At 62.9% G+C, this 23970-nt stretch carries 18 protein-coding genes; 11 read left to right on the top strand and 7 right to left on the bottom strand.

The window, feature by feature from the left end; translation table 11 throughout:
- Positions 1 to 92: 92 nt before the first annotated feature.
- Positions 93 to 1370: an alkane 1-monooxygenase gene (locus KI243_RS15310; protein ID WP_017127314.1), complete on the bottom strand. Its 1278-nt coding sequence runs from the start codon at positions 1368 to 1370 to the stop codon at positions 93 to 95.
- Between the two features lie 289 nt (positions 1371 to 1659).
- Positions 1660 to 2652 (bottom strand): alpha/beta hydrolase, encoded by a 993-nt coding sequence (locus KI243_RS15305; RefSeq protein WP_212811099.1) that lies wholly within the window; start codon positions 2650 to 2652, stop codon positions 1660 to 1662.
- Positions 2653 to 2990: 338 nt separating this feature from the next.
- Here KI243_RS15305 and KI243_RS15300 point away from each other — a divergent pair, with 338 nt between their 5' ends.
- The 3 genes from KI243_RS15300 to KI243_RS15290 are packed head-to-tail and all read left to right on the top strand — an operon-like array spanning position 2991 to position 6235.
- Entirely contained in the window at positions 2991 to 4472 is a 1482-nt protein-coding gene (locus KI243_RS15300; protein WP_244861897.1) for an NAD(P)/FAD-dependent oxidoreductase, read from the top strand.
- Positions 4469 to 5371, top strand: coding sequence for an SDR family oxidoreductase (locus KI243_RS15295; protein ID WP_177107284.1), 903 nt, complete (start codon positions 4469 to 4471; stop codon positions 5369 to 5371). The genes KI243_RS15300 and KI243_RS15295 overlap by 4 nt, the downstream gene beginning before the upstream one ends.
- A 33-nt stretch (positions 5372 to 5404) precedes the next feature.
- Positions 5405 to 6235, top strand: coding sequence for a metal-dependent hydrolase (locus tag KI243_RS15290; RefSeq protein ID WP_017127319.1), 831 nt, complete (start codon positions 5405 to 5407; stop codon positions 6233 to 6235).
- A gap of 22 nt (positions 6236 to 6257) precedes the next feature.
- Here KI243_RS15290 and KI243_RS15285 read toward each other — a convergent pair whose 3' ends face one another.
- Positions 6258 to 7409: an HlyD family secretion protein gene (locus KI243_RS15285; protein ID WP_177107285.1), complete on the bottom strand. Its 1152-nt coding sequence runs from the start codon at positions 7407 to 7409 to the stop codon at positions 6258 to 6260.
- Complete coding sequence (locus KI243_RS15280; RefSeq protein WP_042935970.1) at positions 7406 to 9070, bottom strand: MFS transporter; 1665 nt, start codon at positions 9068 to 9070, stop codon at positions 7406 to 7408. The genes KI243_RS15285 and KI243_RS15280 overlap by 4 nt, the downstream gene beginning before the upstream one ends.
- Positions 9071 to 9414: 344 nt before the next feature.
- Between KI243_RS15280 and arnC the strand changes: the two genes are divergently transcribed.
- From arnC to KI243_RS15240, 8 genes are all read left to right on the top strand, one after another.
- Positions 9415 to 10428 carry an undecaprenyl-phosphate 4-deoxy-4-formamido-L-arabinose transferase gene (arnC, locus tag KI243_RS15275; RefSeq protein WP_103032700.1) on the top strand — a complete coding sequence of 338 codons (1014 nt, stop codon included), beginning with the start codon at positions 9415 to 9417 and terminating at the stop codon, positions 10426 to 10428.
- Positions 10425 to 12416: a bifunctional UDP-4-amino-4-deoxy-L-arabinose formyltransferase/UDP-glucuronic acid oxidase ArnA gene (arnA, locus tag KI243_RS15270; RefSeq protein WP_017127321.1), complete on the top strand. Its 1992-nt coding sequence runs from the start codon at positions 10425 to 10427 to the stop codon at positions 12414 to 12416. The genes arnC and arnA overlap by 4 nt, the downstream gene beginning before the upstream one ends.
- Positions 12416 to 13300 carry a 4-deoxy-4-formamido-L-arabinose-phosphoundecaprenol deformylase gene (gene arnD / locus KI243_RS15265; protein WP_017127322.1) on the top strand — a complete coding sequence of 295 codons (885 nt, stop codon included), beginning with the start codon at positions 12416 to 12418 and terminating at the stop codon, positions 13298 to 13300. The genes arnA and arnD overlap by 1 nt, the downstream gene beginning before the upstream one ends.
- Entirely contained in the window at positions 13297 to 14946 is a 1650-nt protein-coding gene (arnT, locus tag KI243_RS15260; protein WP_212811097.1) for a lipid IV(A) 4-amino-4-deoxy-L-arabinosyltransferase, read from the top strand. The genes arnD and arnT overlap by 4 nt, the downstream gene beginning before the upstream one ends.
- Complete coding sequence (gene arnE, locus KI243_RS15255) at positions 14943 to 15287, top strand: 4-amino-4-deoxy-L-arabinose-phosphoundecaprenol flippase subunit ArnE (RefSeq protein WP_177082294.1); 345 nt, start codon at positions 14943 to 14945, stop codon at positions 15285 to 15287. Before arnT ends, arnE begins: the two co-directional genes overlap by 4 nt.
- A complete protein-coding gene (gene arnF / locus KI243_RS15250; RefSeq protein ID WP_017127326.1) occupies positions 15284 to 15691 on the top strand; it encodes a 4-amino-4-deoxy-L-arabinose-phosphoundecaprenol flippase subunit ArnF in 408 nt (135 codons plus the stop codon). Before arnE ends, arnF begins: the two co-directional genes overlap by 4 nt.
- Entirely contained in the window at positions 15688 to 17049 is a 1362-nt protein-coding gene (locus tag KI243_RS15245) for a UDP-glucose/GDP-mannose dehydrogenase family protein (RefSeq protein ID WP_103032698.1), read from the top strand. Before arnF ends, KI243_RS15245 begins: the two co-directional genes overlap by 4 nt.
- A gap of 194 nt (positions 17050 to 17243) precedes the next feature.
- Positions 17244 to 18845 (top strand): glycosyltransferase family 39 protein, encoded by a 1602-nt coding sequence (locus tag KI243_RS15240; RefSeq protein ID WP_212811096.1) that lies wholly within the window; start codon positions 17244 to 17246, stop codon positions 18843 to 18845.
- 190 nt (positions 18846 to 19035) lie between these two features.
- Here the strand turns inward: KI243_RS15240 and KI243_RS15235 are convergent, their stop codons facing one another.
- The 3 genes from KI243_RS15235 to KI243_RS15225 all read right to left on the bottom strand — a co-directional run bounded on the left by KI243_RS15235 (position 19036) and on the right by KI243_RS15225 (position 23968).
- Positions 19036 to 20874 carry a polyurethanase A gene (locus tag KI243_RS15235; RefSeq protein WP_017127328.1) on the bottom strand — a complete coding sequence of 613 codons (1839 nt, stop codon included), beginning with the start codon at positions 20872 to 20874 and terminating at the stop codon, positions 19036 to 19038.
- Positions 20875 to 20975: 101 nt separating this feature from the next.
- Complete coding sequence (locus KI243_RS15230) at positions 20976 to 22436, bottom strand: M10 family metallopeptidase C-terminal domain-containing protein (protein WP_244861896.1); 1461 nt, start codon at positions 22434 to 22436, stop codon at positions 20976 to 20978.
- Between the two features lie 188 nt (positions 22437 to 22624).
- Positions 22625 to 23968, bottom strand: a complete 1344-nt coding sequence (locus tag KI243_RS15225) for a TolC family outer membrane protein (protein ID WP_244861869.1) — start codon at positions 23966 to 23968, stop codon at positions 22625 to 22627.
- Between the last annotated feature and the right edge of the window lie 2 nt (positions 23969 to 23970).

Below are 23970 nucleotides of genomic sequence, written 5' to 3'. Positions count from 1 at the left end.
GGCTCTTGGCAAGACCGGCATCGGTAAAAATCGGCGTGCCGGTCCCCGTCATGCGCACTTTTATTCGTGGGCATGCGGTGCAACGGTGCAACTCAATCGGTGTGACGACTACCGTACTGCTGGAGCAACTGCTTGCGTTTCGACGGTTGCAGGTTGGCCAGGCGAACATCTCCCGAGTAATGCTTCAGCACCCGATGATCCATCAGCCGCCGCCACAGGAATGGCACGTAGGCCCAGACAATCATGCTGGCGTAGCCGTAAGGCAGTTGCGGCGACTCATCGAAATGGCGCAGCGCCTGATAACTGCGGGTCGGATAAGCATGGTGATCGGAGTGTCGCTGCAACTGGAACAGGAAGATGTTGGTGACGATACGGTTACTGTTCCAGGAGTGCCGTGGCGAACAGCGTTCGTAACGACCGTTGGGCAACTTCTGGCGCAACAGGCCGTAATGTTCGACATAGTTCACCACTTCAAGTAACGAGAACCCGTAGATGCCCTGGATCACCAGGAACGGAATCACCGTCGCACCCAGCCAGACAATCAACCCGCCCCACAGCACCACACTGAACAACCAGGCCGTCAGCACGGTGTTTTTCCAATGCAGGGTCGGCAGGCCCTGCTTGTGCAGGCGCTCGCGTTCCAGATGCCAGGCCGAACGCAGGCTGAACCAGACAGAGCGCGGCAGGAAGCTCCAGAAGCTCTCGCCCAGGCGCGAGCTGGCAGGATCCTCCGGCGTTGCCACCCGCACGTGGTGACCACGGTTGTGTTCGACGAAGAAGTGCCCGTAGAAAGTCGGCGCCAGGGCCAGCTTCGCCAGGAACTGCTCCAGGGGCTTGGTCTTGTGTCCCAGTTCATGGGCGATATTGATCGCGATGCCGGTCGCCGCGCCGGTGGACATGGCCATGCCCAGGTAGGTGAACCAGCCGACACTGCCATGCACCTGGGCCCGCTCGGTGATAAAGCCCGCCAGGCCGGCGAGACCGCCTTGCAGGTGCCAGGCCTCGCTCAGTCGCAGCAGGCCGCCGCCGATGATCCAGTCGATGCCGCCGACCGCCATCCAGGCCGTGCTGATCACCGACAGGCACATCAGCGCGACGCAGGCGTAGATGATCCAGCGGTAATAGGTCTGCTTTTCAAGATCCGGAACGATGGTTTCCGGTGGATTGCTGCGGTCCTCGCCGAGCAGGCCGTCGATCATCGGGATCAGCCCGAAGATCACCAGCACCCCGCTCCACCACAAGGACTGCACGCCGGTGATGATGGCGAAGATCCCGGACAGCAGTGGCGTGGCCATGGGCAAGGTGCCCAGCCACCACAGATGGCGCTTGCCGTCGGTCCAGATACCCGGTGCCGCCAGCGTGGAGTTCATGGCAGCCTCCGCAGGGCCGTTACAGACAGGGCAGCTACGGACAGGGCCGCGAAGAACGGCGCCATTACGGAAGTCGAACGCTGCCCGGAGCAGCGGGCAGGGGCAAAGAGATAAAATGCTTCAAAAGGCGTTATTTTCATTATTCTAATCGCTCAATTGCATTTTTAAAAAAAACATTCAAAACATTTTTTTAAATAAATAGCCCGAATTCGATAGCTCGTCAACTATTTTTTTGGATCCATTTTGAATGTCGTTCGTGAAGCCGTCCGGCGCTACTGCAGAACTGCCTTCAGGAAGGCGTTGCCGCCGCGATTGCGGGCTGTGGGGTGCTGTCTGGTTGCGCGCCTACCCGGGCGGCGATGGTGCGAATCATGGCGACCAACGGCTCGACCGCCGTGATCGGCAGCATGTGCCCTCGCCCCTCGAGAATTTCCAGCTGGATGCCTGGCACCAGCGCCGCCATCGACTCACCATGCCGGCGATAATCCAGCACCTCATCCCGGGAGCCGTAGATCAGGCCTACCGGTAGCCTGAGTTGCCCATAGCGCTTGAGCATCTTCGGCAGATCGTCATTGACCGTGGCGATTTCGCTGGAGGCGCAATAGAAGTTGCCGGAGCGCATGCCGAGCAGCCCGCCGCCGCGCTCGGCGAAGTCATCCGGCGGCGGATCAGGGGCGAATACCGCCTTCAACAGGCTGCCACGTCCCAGCATGGCCATCGGCGCGGCCAGGGTCAGGGCGACCCAGCGTCGGATGAAGTCGGGCCTGACCCCCAGGGACATGAACACCAGGGGCAACATGCGCTGTGGATGCGTCAGGGGCGCCACCAGGACCAGTCCGGACACCTGCTGCGGATGATCGAGGGTCAGCGACAGGGCCAGTGCGCCCCCCAGGGAGTGCCCGACGATCAATGGCCGTTCCAGGTGCAGGGTGCGAATCAGTTCGGCGATCAGGCTGGCCTGCGCCGCGATGCCCACTCCCGCGCCCTTCGAACGGGTCGAATAACCGGAACCGGGGCGATCCAGGGTGATCACCCGGAACTGCTCGCGCAATCGCGGCGACAGTGAATGGGTCAGGTTTCGCCCGCACCCGGACAAACCGTGGATCAGTACCAGCACCGGCCCCCTGCCCTCATCCACGTAATGAATGAGTTCGCCGCCGACTTCGAGAAAGCGACCGTTGGCCGGCACCGCGCTCTCGATCCGGCGATTGATCCGGGCACTGATGGCCCAGAGCCCGGCACTGACCAGTAAAAAAGCAACAAGCGCTACGGCCCATCCCATCACGTCAGCCCTCTGCATCCCTGCGGCCCGGCATGAAGCCGGAATTGGCTCCTGTCGTGGCGATATCTCCCGACGCCGGATAACGCCTCCCATCGGTCCGATGGGTCAGCCAATCCGTACAGACCACTAGCGTAGGCGATATTTTCAGGTAGATTATTTAAATTAATTTTTAAAACAATTAATTTAATTATGCAATGCTGAGGTTTCATCCAGCGACGAAACTGAATGCCAGGCGTCGCCACAATCGAGGTACACACCATGAATGCGTACTCGTCACCCCCGCAGGCTGCGAATCCGTGGATATCGCCATCATCGGCTCCGGTTTCGCCGGGCTTTGCATGGCCATCAAGCTCAAGCAGGCCGGAATGGCCGACTTCTTTATCGCCGAACGGGCCGGTTCGCTCGGCGGCACCTGGCGCGACAATCATTACCCCGGCTGCGCCTGCGACGTGCAGTCCCACGTCTACTCCTTTTCCTTCGCGCCCAATCCGGACTGGAGTCGGCAATTCGCGCCCCAGGCGGAGATACGTGCCTATCTGGAGCGCTGCGCCCGGGATTTCGGGCTCGAACCGCACCTGCGCTATAACATGGGGCTGGACAAAGCCGTGTTCGACGAGGCGCGGCAGCGCTGGCACCTGCGCTTCTGCGACGGCCGCGAAGTCAGCGCCCGGGTGCTCGTCTCCGGCATGGGCGGGCTGTCGCGTCCGGCACTTCCGGACATCCCGGGACTGGAGCAGTTCGCCGGCAAAAGCTTTCACTCCCAGCACTGGGATCATCAGTATCCCCTGGAAGGCAAGCGTGTCGCGGTGATCGGCACCGGCGCCAGCGCCATCCAGTTCGTGCCGCAGATCGCCCCGCGGGTGGCGCACCTCACGCTGTTCCAGCGCACGCCGCCGTGGATCCTGCCCAAGCCCGACCGCGAGCTGTCGCGCGCCGAGCGCTGGCTGTTCAAGCACCTGCCCTTCACCCAGCGCCTGGCTCGCTCGGCCATCTACTGGATGCTCGAAAGCCGGGTCATCGCCTTTGCCCACCAGCCGAAACTGATGAAGGTGGTGCAGAAAATCGCCCTGCGGCATCTGCACAAGCAAGTCGCGGCGCCGACCCTGCGCGCCACCCTGACCCCCGACTACACCATCGGCTGCAAGCGCATCCTGATCTCCAATGACTATTACCCGTCGCTGACCCGCAGCCATGTGAAAGTGGTGAGCCAGGACGTGCTGCGGGTCGAAGCCGATGCCGTGGTGACCGCCGACGGCGTGCGCCATCCCGTGGACTGCCTGATCTACGGTACCGGCTTCCAGGCTACCGAGCCCCTGCCCCGTGGCCTGCTGATCGGTCGCCAGGGCGTCGATATCCTGGATACCTGGGCCGATGGCGCCCATGCGTACCTGGGGACCTGCCTGCCCGGCTACCCGAACTTCTTCATGATCATCGGCCCGAACACCGGCCTGGGCCACAACTCGATGATCCTGATGATCGAAGCCCAGGTCGACTACATCCTCCAGGCCCTGAAACAGATGCGCGACCGGCGGATCGACGCGCTGGAGGTCAAGCCGCAGGTTGAAAGCCAGTACAACGGCCGACTGCAGCAGCAGCTCAAGCGGGCGATCTGGTCCACCGGCGGCTGCCGCAGCTGGTACCTGGACCCGCGCACCGGCAAGAACACCACGCTGTGGCCGGGCTCCACCTGGCGCTTCCGGCAAGTCACCCGGAGTTTCGAACTCAGGGACTACCTCACCTCGGGAGCACTCCACCCGCCCGCCGCCGCGGCCACCTCGACCGCAACCGCCATCGAACCCGCACGAGGCAGTCACTCATGAAGACATTCGACGCCAAGGTCGCCGCCATCACCGGCGCCGGTTCCGGCATGGGCCGCGCCCTGGCCATTGCCCTGGCCCGCGAGGGCTGTCACCTGGCGCTGGCGGACAAGAACGCCCAGGGACTGGAGCAGACCCAGGCCCTCGCCCGGGCCGCCGCGCTATTGCCGCTGCGCATCACCTCGCAGGTCCTGGATGTAGCCGATCGCGTGGCCATGTTCGACTGGGCCGCCGCGACCGCTGCCGAACACGGCGGCATCAACCTGATCTTCAACAACGCCGGCGTGGCGCTGTCGAGCACCATCGAAGGCATGAGCCTGGAAGACCTGGAGTGGATCATCGGCATCAACTTCTGGGGCGTGGTCCACGGCACCCAGGCGTTCCTGCCCTACCTCAAGCAGTCCGGCGACGGGCACATCATCAATACCTCGAGCGTGTTCGGGCTGTTCGCCCAACCGGGCATGAGCGGCTACAACGCGAGCAAATTCGCGGTTCGCGGCTTTACCGAGGCGTTGCGCCAGGAACTCGACCTGATGGGGTACGGGGTCTCGGCCACCAGCGTCCATCCGGGCGGTATCCGCACGGACATCGCCCGCTCGACGCGGATCAGCGACAACGTCAAGGGTCTGTTGATCGACAACGAGCAACAGGCCCGGGCGGATTTCGAGAAGCTGTTCATCACCAGCCCCGAACAGGCTGCCCGGGTGATCCTGCAAGGGGTGCGCAAGAACCGCCGGCGCGTGCTGGTCGGACGTGACGCCCACGCGCTGGATCTGTTCGTGCGCCTGCTGCCCGGCGCCTACCAAGCCCTGGTGGTGTGGATCACCCGGCGCCTGTCGCCCCTGGGCAGGCACAAGAACAAGACCGCGGCCTACGACGCCAAGGACTCGGGCGGGATCTGAACGCCCCCAACCGCAATTCCAGGAGTGCCAGCCATGCTGCCGATCCGTCGCGACATCCACCCCGAACTGCCTGCCGAACGCATCAAGGACTGGCATGCCGAGGGGCCCTGGGTCACCCATTTCTTCAATGCCCTGTCCCTGCTGTTTCCCTCTGGCGAACTGTTCTTCATGGACAGCGTGCGCCATTACCGTGACCAGGTGCACGACCCCGAATTACGCCAGGCGATCCAGGGTTTCATTGGTCAGGAAGCCATGCACAGCCGCGAACATGTGCGCTACAACGACCTGCTGCAAGCCGCCGGCCTGCCCGCGCACAAGCTGGACCGGCGCCTGCGGTTCATCCTCGACTTCCAGAAAAAACACTTTGCGCCGTCCTTCAACCTGGCGATCACCATTGCCCTGGAACACTACACGGCGATGCTGGCCGACCTGCTGTTACGCGATCCCAGCCGCTTCGGCGATTCCGTCGAGGGTTATCGGCAGATGTGGACCTGGCACGCCCTGGAGGAAACCGAGCACAAATCGGTGGCCTTCGATGTCTGGAACAGCGTGATCAAGCCAGGGCCGAAACGCTACCTGTTGCGCACCGGGGCCATGCTCTCGACCACGCTGCTGTTCTGGCTGGTGGTGTTCGACTTCCATGTGCGCCTGCTGATCGCCGACCGCAAGGCCGGTCATCACTGGCAAGGGTTGTGGCGCATGGTCAAGTACCTGTTCGGCTGGCGCGGAGTGTTTCCACGAATCGCCCTGCCGTGGCTGGATTACTTCAAGCCCGGCTTCCATCCCTGGGACCATGACAACCGGGCCCAGCTGGAGCGGATCGACGGCCTGATGGAGGCGATCAACCGAACGGCCGCGAAATAACCCGCCCGCCACGGCAGAGCGCTCAGAACGCGTCGTCCTCGACCGCCTTCAACTCGCTGCGGGTATCGATGCTCACCACCACCGACATGCCCGGCCTCAACCGCCGGGCGTCTTCCTGGCCGGGATCGACGGTGATCCGTACCGGCACCCGCTGGGCGATCTTGACGAAGTTGCCGGTGGCGTTGTCCGCCTGCAACAGGCTGAACTCGGATCCGGTGGCCGGCGCGATGCGCTGGACCCGCCCGGTAAAGCGGCGGTGATTGAGCGAATCGACGGTAAAGCTCGCGGCCTGCCCCTCGCGCACATCGGCCATCTGCGTCTCTTTCATATTGGCGATGATCCACTGCCGGTCCGGCACCAGGGCCATCAGTTGCGCACCGGAGTTGACATAGGCCCCCAGCCGCACGCCGATCTGCCCCAGTTGCCCATCGCGCGGGGCAATAATGCGCGTGTTGGACAGGTCGATGCGCGCCAGCTCGACCGCGGCCTCGGCACTGGCCACCGCCGCCTCCAGGGAACCTCGATTGACGATCACCGTCTGCAGGTCCTGCCGGGAAATCTCCAGCGCGGCCTGGGCCTGGGCGATTGCCGCCTGGGTCTGGGCATTGTCGGCGCGGGTCACATCGAGTTCGCGGCGGGAAACCGAGCCATCGGCGATCAACGCCTGGTTGCGCTCCAGGTCCGCGGCACTCTTGCGGGCCTGGGCCTTGCTGTTGTCGAGCGCGGCCTGGCGCTGGGCGATGGTCGCCTCGGCACTGCGCCGCTGCTGCTGGTTGTTCGCCAGGGCGGCTTTCTGCACCGCCAACTGGGCCTGCGCCTGATCCAGGTGCTGCTTGTAGATCCGGTCATCCAGGCGCACCAGCAGATCACCGGCCTTGACGAACTGGAAGTCCTGCACCGGCACTTCGAACACATAACCGCTCAATTGTGGCCCGATCAGCGTGACCTGCCCGCGCACCAGGGCGTTCTCGGTGCTTTCGATGGCGCTGCTGAACGGCGGCAACTGCCAGGCATAGAGCACGATCAGCACGCCGACGATGGCAATCGCGGCAAACCCCAGTGACGAGATGATCCGCACCCGCAGCGAACGCGGTTCGGTCGATGAAGCCCCTGGCGGCGTGACGCCTTCGGGAGTGGCAGCAATGGCGTTGGTGGTGGTTGCAGGTTCAGTCATTGTGAGGTGGCACCGCTGCTGGAGGTGGAAGGTGGGACGTTATTACGGGCGATCCGCCGCGTGGTACTCATCAACCACAGGCTGCGGGCAAAGATCCACAACATGGTGAGCACGGCGATCACGGCAATCAACATGAACACATCGTTATAGGCCAGGACGTTGGCCTCACGGGTCGCCGCCGTGGCCAGGGCGCGCATGCCCTGGGTGGTGCGCAGGGACGGATCGAAGATAGTCGAGGCATAGCCGGCGGCGGAGCCCTGCACCCGCGCGGCCACCAGCGGGTCAAGCAGGGTCAGGTGCTCGACGATGTTGCTGGAATGGATTTTCTCGCGCACCACCTGGAAAGTCCCGAGCAATGCCGAGCCGATCAGGCCGCCAAGATTGTTGCAGATCCCGAAGAGCACCGAGAAGCTCACCAGGTTGCGTGGATTGGTGATGACGTTGCGGGTGCCCAGGGCCATGGTCGGCCCGAGGAAGAAGGTTCCGCCGAACGCCAGCAGGAACTGGCTGAAATACATGTTGGCCGGGCGGGTCAGGTTGTTCGAGAAGCTGTCCATGGAGGAACCGACCGCCATCAGCGCCAGGGAAATGATCAACGGCATGAACAGATGATCGGGATGGATGGTCAGCGCGCTGACCGCCAGTCCGGCGATGCTCCCCACCAGCATCACCAGATACAGGCTGCGCATCTGCTCGCTGCCCATGTTCAACGCCTGCAGGAACCCCACCGCGCCGGTGGACTGCTCCGACAACACCATGCGGATCAGGATCACCGCCAGCCCCAGGCGAATCATCGCCCCGCTGCCGAGCCAGCGGGTCATCAGCATCGGGTTGCTGCGGTTATGCTCGATGGCCAGCCCGGCCAGGATCAGGATGATCGAACCGGCCGAGGCGATGCCGATCCAGGGCGCCTCCAGCCACCAGTCGATGCGTCCGAGGGACAGCACCGCACACAGCAGGGCCACACCGCTGGCGAGCACCGCGAAGGTGAGGAAATCCAGCTTTTCAAAGGTCTTGAAGCGATCTCCCGGCGGCAGCTTGAGCAGAAACACGCACCCCAGCGCCGCCAGCGCCAGGCCCAGTTCGAACAGATAGAGCCCGCGCCACTCGGCGATCTGCAACAGGTCCTCGGAAAACAGCCGTGCCAGGGGCAAGGCCAGTTGCGAGGTGCCCAGGCCCAGCACCAGGGCCTTGAGCCGCCACTTCGCCGGAAACGCCTGGATCATGTAGTACAGGCCGAGCGAGCTGAGCGCCGCGCCGACCATGCCGTGGGCCGCCCGCACGGCAATCGCCGAACTGAGGTCGTTGACGAACAGGTGGCCGAAGGTCACCAGGGCATAGAGCACCAGGAACACCTCGGTAAACGCCCGCAGGCCGAACTGCTGGCGAAACTTCACCAGCAGCAGGTTCATCGAGACATTGGTCATCACGTAGGCCGCCGGTAGCCAGGCCATTTCCGCGGTGGTGGCCCCCAGCGCCCCCTGCAGATAAGGCAGGTTGGCAATCACCAGGGAGTTGCCCAGCCCACCGGTCAACGCCACCAGCAGCCCGACCAGCGCATAGGCCCAGCGCTTGCGGGTCGAATGCAACGGGGTCGACGGTGAGCCAGGCAGGCTGGGGCGCTCGTGGGGCTGCCAGTTACGCGGCGTGTACTGGTTCACCATTTCCTGAATAAACCCTGTCTATATGTCAAAAAGGACACGTTGTTGATCCATCTTTCATAGGCTTTTCACATTTCTACGTTTAACGTAGACGCTGTCCACGCCCCTACATCAGGGATTTGATGAAAAATCATGCACATAACGCTGCTACACACCTTTACCTTTGACGATTTTAGGCTTTAATCGCCGTATGTCAGTTCATGTATTCGGTATTCTCCCACGGGTTTGTCCCGTGTCGGCCGCCGTGACTGGCACAGGTCGATTTGCGCGTATACAAATCCGACCTGCCACACGATGACACAGATCATCGTCTGCACTACTGAAACCATTCTGGAAAGAAGCCTTTGAAACCTTATCCAATCCAGCGCGTCTCGATCGTCATACCGGTCTACAACGAAGAGCAGAGCCTGCCCGAGCTGTTGCGTCGTACCGAAGCGGCGTGTGCACAACTGAGCCAGGACGTCGAAATCATCCTGGTCGACGACGGCAGCCGCGATCGTTCCGCCGACATTCTCCAGGAAGCCGCCGAACGCGAAGGCAGCCCGGTGGTTGCCGTGATCCTGAATCGCAACTATGGCCAGCATGCCGCGATCATGGCCGGTTTCGAACAATCCACCGGCGACGTGGTGATCACCCTGGACGCCGACCTGCAGAACCCGCCGGAAGAGATTCCGCGCCTGGTGGAACAGGCCGCGCTGGGTTACGACGTGGTCGGTACCGTGCGCAACAACCGCCAGGACTCGGCCCTGCGCCGCTGGCCGTCGCGCCTGATCAATCTGGCCGTGCAGCGCTCCACCGGCGTGGCCATGAGCGACTACGGCTGCATGCTGCGCGCCTACCGCCGCAGCATCGTCGACGCCATGCTCGCCTGCCGCGAGCGCAGCACCTTTATCCCGATCCTGGCCAACAGTTTCGCCCGCCACACCACCGAGGTGCTGGTGCAGCACGCCGAGCGCGAGCACGGCGACTCGAAATACAGCCCGATGCGCCTGATCAACCTGATGTTCGACCTGGTCACCTGCATGACCACCACGCCCCTGCGGCTGTTGAGCATCATCGGCTTCAGCATGGCCGGTCTCGGTGCGCTGTTCGCGCTGATGCTGATCGTCCTGCGCCTGATCTTCGGCGCCGCCTGGGCCGGCGACGGTACCTTCGTCCTGTTCGCCGTGCTGTTCGTGTTCACCGGTGGCCAGTTCATCGGCATGGGCCTGCTGGGCGAGTACCTGGGCCGCATGTACAGCGATGTCCGCGCCCGCCCACGCTTCTTCATCGAAAAAGTAGTGCGCAGCCAGCCCTCTTCCAGCAGCGCCCCTACTGAAACCTCTTCTACTACTACCTCCAATCAGGTCGCATCATGAATCCGAAAGCTGTCGTCTTCGCCTATCACGATATCGGTTGCGCAGGCATCGAAGCCCTGCTGAACGCAGGTTATGAAATTGCCGCTGTGTTTACCCATGCCGACGACCCGAAGGAAAACGCCTTCTACGGTTCCGTTGCCCAACTGTGCGCACTCAAGGGTATCCCGGTCCATGCACCGGAAGACGCCAACCACCCACTGTGGATCGAGCGCATCGCCAAACTGAGCCCGGACTTCATCTTCTCCTTCTACTATCGCAACCTGCTCAGCGAAGAGCTGCTGGCCACCGCCCGGAACGGTGCGTTCAACCTGCACGGCTCGTTGCTGCCACGTTATCGCGGCCGCGCTCCGGCCAACTGGGTGCTGGTCAACGGCGAAACCGAAACCGGCGTGACCCTGCACCGCATGGTCAAGCGTGCCGATGCCGGTGGCATCCTGGCGCAGAACCGTGTCGCCATCGAGCGTTCCGATACCGCCCTGAGCCTGCACGCCAAGCTGCGTGACAGCGCCGCCAACCTGCTGCGCGATGCCCTGCCACAACTGGCCCAGGGCAAGCTGAGCGAAACCGCCCAGGACGAATCCAAGGCCACCTACTTCGGTCGTCGTACCCCGGCCGACGGCAAACTGGTCTGGAGCAAACCTGCCGAAGAGCTGTTCAACCTCGTTCGCGCGGTCACCAAGCCGTATCCGGGCGCGTTCTGCGCCGTGGGCGAGCACAAGCTGATCGTCTGGGGCGCCGATGTCGTCAAGGGCAACGAAGGCCTGGCGCCAGGTCGCGTGATCAGCGTCGACCCGCTGCGTATCGCCTGTGGTGAAGACTCGCTGGTGATCAACGCCGGCCAGCGCAACGAAAACGGCCTGTTCCTCAGCGGCCCGCAACTGGCCAACGAGCTGGGCCTGGTCGACGGTTCCGTGCTGCGTGGTGCCGAATCGGGCCGCAAGCCACGTCGTACCCGCGTACTGATCCTGGGCGTCAACGGCTTTATCGGCAACCACCTGTCCGAGCGCCTGCTGCGTGACGACAAGTACGATGTCTACGGCCTGGACATCGGTTCCGATGCCATCGAACGCCTGCGCAGCCATCCGAACTTCCACTTCGTCGAAGGCGATATCAGCATCCACTCCGAGTGGATCGAATATCACATCAAGAAGTGCGATGTAGTCCTGCCGCTGGTGGCTATCGCCACGCCGATCGAATACACCCGCAACCCGCTGCGCGTATTCGAACTGGACTTCGAGGAAAACCTCAAGCTGGTCCGCTACTGCGTCAAGTACAACAAGCGCGTGATCTTCCCGTCGACCTCCGAAGTCTATGGCATGTGCCAGGACAAGAACTTCGACGAAGACACCTCGAACCTGATCGTTGGCCCGATCAACAAGCAACGCTGGATCTACTCGGTTTCCAAGCAACTGCTGGACCGCGTGATCTGGGCCTACGGTGCCAAGGGCCTGAACTTCACCCTGTTCCGTCCGTTCAACTGGATGGGCCCGCGCCTGGACCGCCTGGACTCGGCGCGTATCGGCAGCTCCCGTGCCATCACCCAGCTGATCCTGAACCTGGTGGAAGGCACGCCGATCCGCCTGTTCGACGGCGGCGAGCAGAAACGCTGCTTCACCGACATCGCCGACGGCATCGAGGCCCTGGCCCGCATCGTCGACAACGAGAACGACAGCTGCAACGGCCAGGTCATCAACATCGGTAACCCGGACAACGAAGCCAGCATCCGCCAGCTGGGCGAAGAGCTGCTGCGCCAGTTCGAAGCCCACCCGCTGCGCGGCAACTTCCCTCCGTTCGCCGGTTTCCGCGACGTGGAGAGCAAGGCGTTCTACGGCGCCGGCTATCAGGACGTCGAGCACCGCAAGCCAAGCATCGAAAACGCCAAGCGCCTGCTGAACTGGGTGCCGACCGTCGAGATGAGCGAAACCATCGGCAACACCCTGGATTTCTTCCTGCGTGAAGCCATGCTCGAAATCGCGGACAAGCGCTGATGCAGGCTGGACTTCGCATCGATGTGGACACCTATCGCGGCACCCGTGAAGGTGTGCCGCGGTTGCTGGAACTGCTCGACGAGGCCCAGGTCAAGGCGACCTTCTTCTTCAGTGTCGGACCGGACAACATGGGGCGCCACTTGTGGCGCCTCATCAAGCCGCAGTTCTTCCTGAAGATGATGCGCTCCAAGGCTGCCAGCCTCTACGGCTGGGACATCTTGCTGGCCGGCACCGCCTGGCCGGGCAAGCCGATCGGTCGGGACCTGGGGCATCTGATGCGCCAGACCCTGGCCGCCGGCCATGAAGTCGGCCTGCACGCCTGGGATCACCATGGCTGGCAGGCCAATGCCGGACGCTGGAGCGAGGCCGAACTGATCGAACAGATCCGTCGCGGCGTCGATTGCCTGAGCGATATCACCGGGCAAGCCGTCGAATGTTCGGCCACCGCCGGTTGGCGGGCGGACGAGCGCGTCGTGCAAGCCAAGGAGCATTTCGGCTTTCGCTACAACAGCGATTGCCGGGGGCACGGTCTGTTTCTGCCAAGGTTGGCGGATGGCAGCCCGGGCACTCCACAGATACCCGTGGACCTGCCGACCTTCGACGAAGTCGTGGGCGCGGACCTGGCCGCGAAAGATTTCAACGCGTTCATTCTCGACCGGTTCAGCCCGGCACGACTGAACGTCTACACCATTCACGCAGAAGTAGAAGGGATTCTGATGGCAAACGATTTCCGTCAGCTACTGGCTCAAGCCAGCGCACGTAATATTGAGTTCCAACCCCTGGTCAACCTGCTGCCGGCACAGCTGGACAGATTGCCCGAGGGCCAACTGGTGCGTGGCACCCTCAGTGGCCGTGAAGGCTGGCTGGGGGTACAGCAGGGATGACCAGACGCTGGGCTTTGCCACTGCTGTTCCTCGCTTTCCTGTTGTTTTATCTGGCGCCGCTGGCCACCAACGGCATGTGGATCCCGGATGAAACCCGCTACGCCCAGATCGGCCAGGAAATGCTCCTGCGTGGTCACTGGGCCGCGCCGCACTTCATGGAACTGCGCTACTTCGAGAAACCGATCGCCGGCTACTGGATGATCGCTCTCGGCCAGGCGATCTTCGGCCATAACTTCTTCGGCGTGCGCTTCGCCTCGGCGTTGAGCACCGGCCTGAGCGTGCTGCTGGTCTATCTGCTGGCCGGACGGCTGTGGAACGATCCGCGCAAGAGCTTCGCCGCTGCCGCGCTGTTCATGAGCTTCGGCCTGATCGCCGGACAGGCCGGCTACGCCAACCTCGATCCGCAGTTCACCTTCTGGGTCAACCTGAGCTTCGTCGCCCTGTGGTTCGCCATCGACAGCACTACAAAAAAAGCCCGCCTGCTGTCCTGGGCCGCGCTGGGCTTCGCCTGTGGCTGGGGCTTCATGACCAAGGGTTTCCTGGCGTTGCTGCTGCCGGTGCTGATCGCCCTGCCCTACATGATCTGGCAAAAGCGCTTTCGCGAGCTGGTGGGCTACGGCCTGGTCGCGGTGCTCGTGGCGGCGGTGGTCAGCCTGCCCTGGGTAATTGCCGTGCACCTGCAGGAACCGGACTACTGGCGGTTCTTCTTCTGGCACGAGCATATCCGTCGCTTTGCCGCCGAGGATGCCCAGCACGACCGTCCCTGGTGGTTCTATCTGCCACTGATCGTGGTCTCCAGCCTGCCTTGGGCGGCCTATTTCCCGGTCGCCCTCAAGGACGCCTGGAAAGCCCGCGGCCAGCGGATCACCGTGTTCCTGTTGCTGTGGCTGTTCCTGCCGCTGGCGTTCTTCAGCCTGAGCCGCGGCAAGCTGCCGACCTACATCATGCCGTGCCTGATGCCCCTGGCGCTGCTCATGGGTCACTCGTTGATGGAGCGCATCACCCGCGCCGAAACCTCGGTCCCACGCTTCAACAGCCTGCTCAACCTGGTCCTGGGCCTGCTCGCCGCCGCCGCGCTGGTGTTCTTCCAGTTGAAGAAGCCGTTCTACGACAACGAGCCCTTCCACCTGGGCCTGCTGTGCCTGATGATCGTCGGCTGGATCGTGCTCAACGCCCTGTCGCTGATCAAGCCGCTGCGGTGGTGGGCCCTGCCGGCACTGGGCATGGGACTGCTGGTGGCCCTGGTCCCGGCGGCCATGCCCAAAGTGGTCGTGCACAACAAGATGCCGGACCAGTTCATCGCCGAGCATGTGCAGGAACTGAGCAAGAGCAAGCGCCTGCTGAGCAACGACCTGGGGGCCGCTTCCGCCCTCGCCTGGCGCCTGAAGCGTAGCGATATCACCCTCTACAACACCCAGGGCGAATTGAAGTACGGCCTCGGTTACCCGGAAGCCGCCGAACGCACCCGGGACATGACCCAGATCCAGTCCTGGATGGACGATGCCCGCCGTGAAGGCCAGGTCGGCGTGGTGATGCGCGTCAAGGACGAGGAAGAACTGCGTGAAATCGATATGTTGCCCAAGGATTACACCCGTTACGAGGAAGGCAATATCGTGATCCTGATTTTCCCGCAGAGCGCCCCATGACCCTGATCCTTCTCCTCGGCGCCTGCCTGCTGACGTGCCTGGGCCAGGTGGCCCAGAAGTTCGCCGTCGAAGGCTGGCGCGAGACCTCCATGGGCATGTTCGAAAAGCTGCGTTCGCCCTGGTTGTGGCTGGCCCTGGCCAGCCTCGGCCTCGGCCTGCTGGTGTGGTTGCTGGTGCTGCAGCGGCTGGAGGTCGGGATTGCCTATCCGATGCTCAGCCTGAATTTCGTCCTGATCACCCTGGTGGCGCACTACCTGTTCAAGGAATCGATCGACCGCCGTCATTGGCTCGGCGTGGTCCTGATCATTGCCGGCGTGGTACTGCTGGGGCTGCATCTATGAACCTGTTCCGTGGCTTCACTTTCGCCGGCGCCAGCGTCCTGCTGGTCAGCAGTGCCCAGTTGGGCATGCGCTGGAGCATGACCCGCCTGCCCGAGCCGAGCCAGTGGCTGGATGCGTTGACCACCGGCGACGTCTCCCTGGTGGCGCTGGCCGTGGTCGGCGCGGCGATCCTCGCCTACGCCCTGTCGATGCTCTGCTGGCTCGCCGCCTTGCGCGACCTGCCGCTGGGCCGCGCCTACTCGCTGCTCAGTGTCAGCTATGCGCTGGTCTACCTGCTGGCGGCCAGCCTGCCGTTCTTCCACGAAAGCTTCAGCCTTTCCAAGACACTGGGGGTGGCACTGGTCATCCTGGGTGTTCTCACGATCAATTCTCCACGTATACCCCGTCCTAGGGACTCCGTATGAAAATCAGCGTAATTGGTAGCGGTTATGTAGGCCTGGTACAGGCGACTGTCCTGGCCGAAGTCGGTCACGATGTCGTGTGCATGGACGTTGACCAGAACAAGATCGACTTGCTGCGCAAGGGCCATATTCCGATCTTCGAACCAGGGCTGGAGACCATGGTCAAGAGCAACCTGGAAAGTGGCCGCCTGCACTTCACCAGCGATGAGAAACTGGCCATCGAGCACGGCCAGGTACTGTTTATCGCCGTCGGCACGCCCTCGGACGAGGACGGTTCGGCCGATCTCAAGTACGTCCTGTCGGTGGGTGACGCCGTGGTCCGCCATCGCTTCGAACCGCTGATTCTCGTGGAAAAATCCACCGTGCCGGTAGGCACCGGCGACACCCTGCGCGCGCATATCGAAACCGCCTTGCACAAAGCCGGCCGCGCGCTGGAGTTCGATATCGTCTCCAACCCGGAATTCCTCAAGGAAGGTTCGGCGGTGGAAGACTGCCGGCGTCCGGACCGCATCATCATCGGCTGCGAGCGTGAAGAAGTCCGTGAAGTGATGCGCGACCTCTACGCGCCGTTCAACCGCAACCATGACCGCATCATGTTCATGGACCTGCGCAGCGCCGAACTGACCAAGTACGCCGCCAACTGCATGCTGGCGACCAAGATCAGCTTTATCAACCAGATCGCCGAACTGGCCGAACACCTGGGCGCGGACATCGAAGCCGTGCGCATGGGCATCGGTGCCGACCAGCGGATCGGCTACCACTTCATTTATCCGGGCTGCGGCTACGGTGGCTCGTGCTTCCCCAAGGACATGCGCGCCCTGATCCACAGTGCCCAGGCGGCCAACTGCTCCAGCGACCTGCTGCAGGCGGTGGAAGCCATCAACGAACGGCAGAAACACAAGCTGTTCGACCGCATCAATGCGTTCTACAAGGGCGACCTCAAGGGCAAGACCTTCGCGCTCTGGGGCCTGGCCTTCAAGCCCAACACCGACGACATGCGCGACGCGCCGAGCCGTGTGCTGATGGAAGCCCTGTGGGCGGCCGGCGCCCAGGTACGGGCCTTCGACCCGGAAGCCATGCAGGAAACCCAGCGCCTGTACCCGGATGAGCCGGGCCTGTCGCTGATGGGCACGCCGGAAGCGGCCCTGGTCGGCGCCGATGCCTTGATCGTCTGCACCGAATGGCAGCAGTTCAAGGCCCCGGACTTCGAACGGATCCAGCAGCGCCTCAAGGCCCCGGTGATCTTCGACGGCCGCAACCTGTACGACGCCAATCGCATGCAGCGCAAGGGCTTTACCTACTTCGCCATCGGTCGCGGCGCGTCCCTCGATCTGCCGGTGACCCGTCACGGCCAGGGCTGATTCATTGATCAAGGCAATTTGATCGCTCCCACGCTCCGCGTGGGAATGCCCCTCGGGACGCCCCGCGTTGATCGTTCCCACGCTCCGCGTGGGAATGCCTATCGGGACGCTCTGCGTCCGCTTTGTGACGCAAGGCGTCACGGACTGCATGCCCACGCAGGGTGTGGGAACAATCCTTGGACAAGGACCTCACTGTGACATTGCTCCCCGCCTCTCGCCACACCCTGAATCGCCACTCCCTCGGCCTGGGCCTGATCGCCCTGCTGCTGTTCCTCGCCGGAGTCCACCAGCAGGCCGCCATCGGTTTCGATTCGCGCTTCGTGCTGTTCGCCCAGGAAATGCTCCGTCACGGTCCGGGATTCTTTCCCACCACCTACGGCGAACCCTATCCCGACTACTCGGCCTTCTCGACTTTCCTGGTCTGGCTGTTCGCCCTGCCCTTCGGTACGGTCAACGCCCTCGCGGCCTGGCTGCCCAGTGCCTTGGCGGCGGCCTGGATCGTGGTGCTGATGTACCGGCTGGTCGCACCCTATTCACCACGCTGGGCGCTGCTGAGCATCGCCCTGCTGTTGCTGAGCAACACCTTTATCACCGAAACCCGTGCTGTCTCGCTGGACCTGATGCTGGCCGCGGTCGGCTTCTCGGTGTTCTATCTGGGCTACGCCGCCGAGCATTTCGCCGCGCCCAAACGGACTGCCTGGATCCTCGCGCTGCTGGTGCTGGGCTTCGCCATTCGCGGCCCCATCGGCCTGGTGATCCCCACCGGCATGCTGTGCAGCTTCTATCTGCTGGGCGGCCACTGGCGGCGTTTCCTGGTCTTCGGCCTGCAAGCCCTGGCCCTGCTGGTCGCCTGCATCGGCCTGCTGCTCTGGCTGGCCTGGCTCGACGGCGGCAGCGTCTTCCTCGCGGAAGTGATCCGCATGCAGTTCACCGGACGCATGGACGGCAGTGAAGGTTCCAGCGATGTCCTGTATTACTTCAGCAGCTCGTTCGGCAATTACGCGCTGGCCTATCCGCTGGCGGTACTGGTGGTCGCCGCCTTGCTGGCAAACCGTCGCCAGCCGCGCGGCGCGGCCCTGCAACTGGTGCTGTACTGCCTAGCCGCCGGGCTGATCGTGATGCTCGGCCTGTCCGTGCCGCAGGCGAAGAAGGCCCGATACATCCTGCCGATGCTGCCGATGATCGCCATTGTCGCGGCGTTCCCCTTCCAGGTGACCCAGGGCCGGCTGTTCGCCTGGTTGCGGGGCCTGACCCAGGGAATCTGGCTGATCCTGCCGGGCCTGCTGATCGCCGGGATGATCATGCTGCACCGACGTTTTCCCCAGGAGCTGCCGACACTGGGGGCCGCCCCCTGGCTGCTGGGCGTCTTGCAGGCGGTCGCCGTGGCCTTGCTGTTCAAGGCCCGCTGGCGCGCCCTGGGCCTGGCCGGTTGTGCGGTACTGGCCATGTGGATCGGCTACATTCTGATTGTCGAGCCGGTGCAACGCACCGCCTACGACACCCGCACCTTCACCCGTGCCGCCCAGCAGTTGATCCATCAGGATCCGGCCCCCGTGGTCCTGCACGCCATGGGCAAGGATGCGAAGGCGATCAAGTTCATGGTCAATCTCGACGAAGACCTCCAGCCAGTGTTCACCGGCACCGCCGAACAGCTCCAGGCCTTGACCGGCCCGGCATGGCTGGTGATGGACAAGCAGGATTTCCAGAAGCTGCAGGGTTCGCCGATCGGCGCCCTGGTGCCAGTACTCGGGGGGCGCTTCGACAAGAACGATTTCGTGCTGTTGAAACGGCCCTAGGTGGGCCGCTCCCAAGACCTCCCCGCTCCCCGTGGGAGCCGGGCTTGCCCGCGAACCGCCAGCGGCGGCCATTCACCGACATTGGCGGCGCGCAGGCCGACGCCTTCGCGAGCAAGCTCGCTCCCACAGGGTGATCGCTCACACCCAACTCCCAATGGGCGCCACGGACCGTGGGAGCACCCGGGCTTCTCTAGGCGATCACCACGCTCGCGCCTTTGAGCGTATCCAGACCGACCCCGACCAGGGTCACCGAATCCGCGCCGAAGCTCAACACCGTGTCCTGCCCGACCACCCTGGCATGATCAAGGATGTTGTGCCCCTGTGAGTCGGCATAACCCATGAACACCAGCTTGTCGGACGCCTGGAAGCCGGTCACGCGATCCTGGCCGAAGGCGCCGTTGAAGAGGAAGGTGTTACCGCCGCCCCTGGCATCCATCAGGTCATTGCCGGCGCCACCGATAAACAGGTTCCCGCCCTTCACCGCGCCGATCAGGTGATCGTTGCCGTCGTTGCCCAGCAACCATTCGCCCGGGGCCTTCGCCGTCAGGGTGTCCGCCCCGCTGCCGCCGACCTGCGAACTGACATACGCGCCATCGGACAGGCTCTGGTTGCCGACCTTGTGGGCCACGTCCCGGGTCAGGAACACCAGGTGCGGTTCACTGCTGATCAGGGTGCCGATATCCTTGGCGATGGTGATCCCGCCCTGGGCATCACGAATATACAAGGTCCCCTGGCCGTCATTGGCGATATCGACGCTGCCCAGCGACTTTTGCAAATCGAGGGTGTTGTTGCCCTGGCCGCCAAGAATGATGTTGTAGCCGCCTTCATCGCGGAAGGTGTCGTTGCCGCCACCGCCCTCCAGATAGTCGTTGCCCCGTCCGCCCTTGAGCAGGTCGCTGGCCTCGCTGCCGATGATAAAGGTCGCCCCGCTGTGGGTTTCGGCATTGCGATTGAGGTCCTGGACCCAGGTCTTCTCACGCGCCGGATCGGACAGGTTGGCGACGATGATGGTCGAATCCTTGCTGGTCAGGTCATAGAACTTCGAGTGGAGGATGCGATTCATGCCGTCGCCATAGGCGGTCGGCAGATGGGATATCCAGGTGGCGACATTGCCGATGGAAAACGGCAGGACGTTCCAGGCATCGGAGGCATAGTGGTCGTTGAAACTGACGATATTGTTGGTGGCCGACGCCTTGTTGGCATCGTGTACCCCGAGGGTCGCCGGAGTCAGGCTGGAGCCGTTGAGGGCACGGAACACCGGATCGTTTTCATAGCCGATATTCAGCACCTGGGTGCCCGCGCCGCTCTGGGTCGGCGAGGCGAAGGCGATGTAGTTGGCCTCCTTGTAGAAACCGCCCCAGTGGTCCTTGCTCAGGTCCGCCATGCTGTTGACCGCCAGGCCGCCGAGGCTGTGGCCGCTGACCAGTACATCCTTGCCGGCCAGGCCGTTGGCCACGGCGAAGGCGGCGACGCTCTTGAGCAGGCCCTCGAAGGCATTGGCGCTGTAGTTCCTGGCGTAATCCTTGGGACCGATGGCCGCCAGCAGGTCATTGATCGCGTCACCGATGGTGTCGCTGATCACCGTCTCCCGCGGCCCGCTGGTACCGCGGAAGGAGATGCCGATGGAGGTCAGGTGGCCGCTGGCGTCGTATTTGCCGAGGACTTCCGCCTGGCCGGTGGTGTAGCCGGCTTTTTCACCGAAGAAGGTACCCCGGCCATCGGTCTTGCCGTCGTAGCCCAGTTGCGTGGCGCTGATCGGCGTCCAGCCGGCCGCCTTCACCGCCGCCAGCGCGGCCTTTTCCGAATCGGGGTTCCAGGGAACCCCGGGGATGACCCCCTGCGCATCGGTGCCGCCGATCAGCGCCTTGACCAGGGTCGCCGGCAGTCCGAGGCCGAAGCCATTCTGCTGGTAACCCACGGCAAAGCCGTTGTCGAGGTTGTGATAGGAGTACAAGGTGATCGCCATCGCGTCGGAATACAGCGCTTTGGAGACCTCGGAACCCGCGTTTTTATAGTCAAAAACACCCATGGTATTGCCTCTCTGTTGTTGAAATTGTCGAGAAAGCGTTGTCGGCGGCGCATCCTGCAACCGCGGGAGCAGCACCCGGGGTGCTGCTCCTGTGCATCAGGTCAGACCACGATATCCGTGACCGCGGCGCGGCCCACCGTCGTGATCAGGAAATCCGCCTTTCCGGTTCCGCCGAAATCGATCGCCAGGCTTCCCAGGCCGGTGTCCGTGGCGAAAGCCAACAGTGCATCGCCCGCCTTGCCGGTGAACGCATCGACGAAATTCAGTGCCTTTCCCCCGGTGATCGCGGACAGGTCGATCATGTCCTCGCCACTGGTAAAATCCATGATCCGGGCGCTCGCATCAGGCGCGGAATCCGCCACCTGGATAAACATGAAGGTGTCCTCGCCGGCCCCGCCCCAGAACCGATCGCCGCCCCCGCCACCGTGGAGGATGTCGTCGCCGGCGCCCCCCTTGAGGTCGTTGGCCACCGCGTTACCGATCAGCAGGTCATCGCCGGAACCGCCAATGGCGTTCTCCACGGTGACGCCCCCGGCAATGGAAACGTTGCCCACTAGGCCCGCGACATCGGAGAAAGACAGCTCGTTGAGATTGATCTTCTGGTCCTGGTAGAAACCGGAAAAATCCAGCGTATCGTTGCCGCCGGCATCCCAGACCGCGAACAACGGCCTGTCCGCGGCAGAGGCAAGACTCAGGAAGTCACGACCGGTATTGGAATTGAACCCATAGGTCGTGTCATCGACCCGGGTAGTCATATTGGCCCCGTAGAGCATCTGGATAGCGGTGATATCGTCCAGCAGGGGCCCGGACGAATGCGTGCGCAGGTGATCCTCGGGATAAAAATAGTTCAGATAGGCCTCGCGGACAGCCGCGATGGGTGCGCCCAACAGCAAGCCGAGCGGTGAATAGTTCTCCAGCAGGTACGCCGAATGATCCTCACTGAAATCATGTCCGGAGTAATCTTCGCCCCAGTAGCTCATGACACTATGAGCAGCGGTATCCTGCACATAGCCTGCATCGTCCTGATAAGTCGGCGATGCAGAGGTGCTGGCCTGATAATCACCGGGATGTTCAAGCCCAAGTGCATGCCCCGTTTCGTGAGTCAATGTCAGCCGGGCATAATTATTGAGATCGGGTGCCTTGTTGATACCGTACGTGGCGTTGATTTTTGTCCAGACATAGGCCGACTGATTGCCATACCCAAAGAAGTTCTGATTGAAGGCAGCTTCACCGTCGTCGTCATGGTTGACCCGATAGTTGCCAAAATACAGAAGACCGTCGTAGCTGCCCGAATAACCTTCCTGAAAGCTCACATTCGCCACGTCCGACCAGGATTGCAGGGCTGACCTGGTTTGCTCCTGCTGTTGCGCATTGAAGGGGGTAAACCCGTCAAGATCGAACAGGCTGGCGAATCTCGGTCCGTATACAGGCCCCAGGAATTCATAGGTGATGTTGACCTTGCCATCGCCATCCAGATCCTGAAAGGCTTTTGCCCCAGCCGTCAGCGCCGCTGCCGCCTGGTCGTTCGAATAGGAGGGCTTTTGCTGATGGAACAGCTCCATATTACGATCGGACACCTTCTTGAAATGGTTGGCATACTTGTAGGCAAAGCTTGTTTGAGCAGGCGTGTTAGTTGTCAGCATGATGAAATCCTTTTTCACAAAGCAAACCGATAGAGCACTTGGGCCGCGTAAAAGCGGCGCGCATATTCAATGATTTGCACCGTGAAAAGTCCTGTCGAAAGCGCTCATCAAGACCCTCGTCCCACAAAAGCCTCATCGACCCTGGCCAGGTCGGTTTCGCGCAAGGTGCCGGCGTAGTAATGCAGCCTGGTCCACGCCATCAGGTAGTCGTAACGCGCCTGCGCCAGGTCCCGCCGGGTGCTGTAGAGCTGCTGTTCGGCATTCAGCGCGTCGAGGTTGACCCGCTCGCCGCCGAGGATGCTCTGCCGGGTCGAGACCACCAGGGCCTCGGCCGAGGCCAGCGCCTTCTGGTAGGCGCGCAGCTTGCTCACCCCCGACAGGCACGCGCTGTACTGCCGGCGCAGCTCGATCAGGGTCTCGCGGGTCTTGCCGTCGAGTTCGTATTCGGCCTGCTCCAGGTTGGCGCTGGCCTGGCGCACCGACGCCGACACCCCGCCGCCGGCAAACAACGGCACGTTCACCTCGATGCCGATGGTGTTGGTGTCGTAACGCTGGTTGTAGGTGTTGCCGCTGTCGGACTCGCTCTTGCGCACGCTGGCGTAGGCGTTGACCTTGGGCAGGTGCCCGGCGCGATTGCGCTCGACTTCGTAGCGCGCCACCTCCAGGGCCTGGCGCTGGGACGCCAGGGTCGGATTGTTGCTCAACGCCAGTTCGTGCCAGCTGTCGAAATTCGCCGGTTCCAGGGGGAAAGACTGGAATACCGGGCTCAGGGGCGCCAGTTCGGTCACATTGACCGCCGGCACGCCGATCAGCGCACCCAGCTCACGCAGGGCCGCATCCTGGACGTCGCGCGCCTCGATTTCCTCGGCGGTGGCCAGCTCGTACCGCGACTCGGCCTCAAGGATATCGGTGCGGGTGCCCTCGCCCTGGCGAAACAGATGCTCGTTCTGCTGGAACTGCTGCTCGAAGGCTTTCTTCTTGGCCCGGGCGATCTCGATCTGGTCCTCGGCAAACAACGCCTGGGTGTAATAGGTCAGCACGCGTACCAGCAACTCCTGGCTCTTGCCGCGAAAGGTCTCGTCGGCAAACAAGGCCTGGGCGACACCCTTGCGGTAGTTGGCGTAGGCCTCGTAGTCGATCAGGGGCTGTTGCAGCATCAGCGTCGAACCGGAGCTGGTGTAGCGCCGGTCGTCATGACTGTTGCCGCGCTCGTTGAGGTAGGTCGCCCGGGAGTCGTTGCGGCCCTGATTGTAGTTGTAGGACAGCCGCGGCAGCAGGCCCGCGCGGCCGATATCGCGGTTCTCCTGGCCGGCATCGCGCTCCTTCAGCGCGCCGAGAAACACCGGATCATTACGTAACGCCTGCTCGTAGACCTGGAACGGCCCCATGGCCTGACAATCGAGGGAAACGGACAACAGCAGGGCCACGGCCACGCACAGCGGTTTTTTCATCA

Source organism: Pseudomonas sp. Ost2 (genome assembly GCF_018326065.1).
Classification (GTDB): domain Bacteria; phylum Pseudomonadota; class Gammaproteobacteria; order Pseudomonadales; family Pseudomonadaceae; genus Aquipseudomonas; species Aquipseudomonas gingeri.
Note: the sequence above shows the minus strand (reverse complement) of the source record. Positions and strands in the feature narration are given on the sequence as shown.

Coding starts and splice junctions, on each gene's coding strand:
- KI243_RS15300 (WP_244861897.1), top strand. CDS start 2,991: ATGGCCATCAAGCTCAAGCAGGCCGGAATGGCCGACTTCTTTATCGCC.
- KI243_RS15285 (WP_177107285.1), bottom strand. CDS start 7,409: ATGACTGAACCTGCAACCACCACCAACGCCATTGCTGCCACTCCCGAA.
- arnE (WP_177082294.1), top strand. CDS start 14,943: ATGACCCTGATCCTTCTCCTCGGCGCCTGCCTGCTGACGTGCCTGGGC.
- KI243_RS15310 (WP_017127314.1), bottom strand. CDS start 1,370: ATGAACTCCACGCTGGCGGCACCGGGTATCTGGACCGACGGCAAGCGC.
- arnD (WP_017127322.1), top strand. CDS start 12,416: ATGCAGGCTGGACTTCGCATCGATGTGGACACCTATCGCGGCACCCGT.
- KI243_RS15245 (WP_103032698.1), top strand. CDS start 15,688: ATGAAAATCAGCGTAATTGGTAGCGGTTATGTAGGCCTGGTACAGGCG.
- KI243_RS15295 (WP_177107284.1), top strand. CDS start 4,469: ATGAAGACATTCGACGCCAAGGTCGCCGCCATCACCGGCGCCGGTTCC.
- KI243_RS15230 (WP_244861896.1), bottom strand. CDS start 22,436: ATGGAGCTGTTCCATCAGCAAAAGCCCTCCTATTCGAACGACCAGGCG.
- arnA (WP_017127321.1), top strand. CDS start 10,425: ATGAATCCGAAAGCTGTCGTCTTCGCCTATCACGATATCGGTTGCGCA.
- KI243_RS15305 (WP_212811099.1), bottom strand. CDS start 2,652: ATGGGATGGGCCGTAGCGCTTGTTGCTTTTTTACTGGTCAGTGCCGGG.
- arnF (WP_017127326.1), top strand. CDS start 15,284: ATGAACCTGTTCCGTGGCTTCACTTTCGCCGGCGCCAGCGTCCTGCTG.
- KI243_RS15225 (WP_244861869.1), bottom strand. CDS start 23,968: ATGAAAAAACCGCTGTGCGTGGCCGTGGCCCTGCTGTTGTCCGTTTCC.
- KI243_RS15290 (WP_017127319.1), top strand. CDS start 5,405: ATGCTGCCGATCCGTCGCGACATCCACCCCGAACTGCCTGCCGAACGC.
- KI243_RS15235 (WP_017127328.1), bottom strand. CDS start 20,874: ATGGGTGTTTTTGACTATAAAAACGCGGGTTCCGAGGTCTCCAAAGCG.
- arnT (WP_212811097.1), top strand. CDS start 13,297: ATGACCAGACGCTGGGCTTTGCCACTGCTGTTCCTCGCTTTCCTGTTG.